This window comes from Microbispora sp. CSR-4, from assembly GCF_008033685.1.
Lineage (GTDB): Bacteria > Actinomycetota > Actinomycetes > Streptosporangiales > Streptosporangiaceae > Microbispora.
The window spans coordinates 1-645 of the sequence record NZ_VJVX01000231.1; the positions used below are offsets into that span (position 1 = coordinate 1).

Genomic DNA, 645 nt, shown 5'->3' on the forward strand with positions numbered 1-645 from the left:
GACTCCACCGCCGAGATCTGCTGGTTGATGTCGTTGGTCGGCTCGACCGCCTTGAACTCCACATCGGAGAACTGCGCGGCCGCGTCCGTCGCGTTCTTGGCGATGGCGGCGATCCAGCCGTGGTCGGCGGCCGGAGCCGAGAAACCGATGACGACCTTCTCACCGGGGGCGTCGTTGGCGCCCCCGGCCGCGGGGGCCGCGGCCGGTGCGCTCGCCTGCGCGGCGGGCTCGTTGCTCGTGCAGGCCGCGACCAGGGCACCGGCGCCGAGGACGGCTCCGCCGAGGAGGAAGCCCCGGCGGCCGGGGTTCTGTGTCATGTCGTTCTCCCTTGCAGTGGGGGGTGAAATAGCAGGAAAGCGAGGAAACAGGAAAGCGAGGAAAAGGGTGCAGGGGGCCGGGACCGCGGCCGTACGGCGGCGGACCTGGACTGGTCGGGCAGGGAAAGCGGGGGTTCTGGGTCAGGTATGCGCTCTGAGGCCGCGTCGCTGCAGGAGCACGGCGATGACGATGATCGCGCCCTTGGCGACGAGCTGGTCGGCGGTGTTCAGACCGTTGAGGATGAACAGGTTGGTGATCACCGTGAAGATCAGCAGACCCAGGATCGACCCGATGATCGTGCCCCGGCCGCCGCTCAGCAGCGTCCCA

General features: G+C 69.0%; 2 pseudogenes. Both read right to left on the reverse strand.

The window, feature by feature from the left end:
• Nucleotides 1-317, reverse strand: a pseudogene (locus tag FLV34_RS39580) (twin-arginine translocation signal domain-containing protein); the annotation flags it as partial.
• A gap of 141 nt (nt 318-458) precedes the next feature.
• Nucleotides 459-645, reverse strand: a pseudogene (locus tag FLV34_RS39585) (ABC transporter permease); the annotation flags it as partial.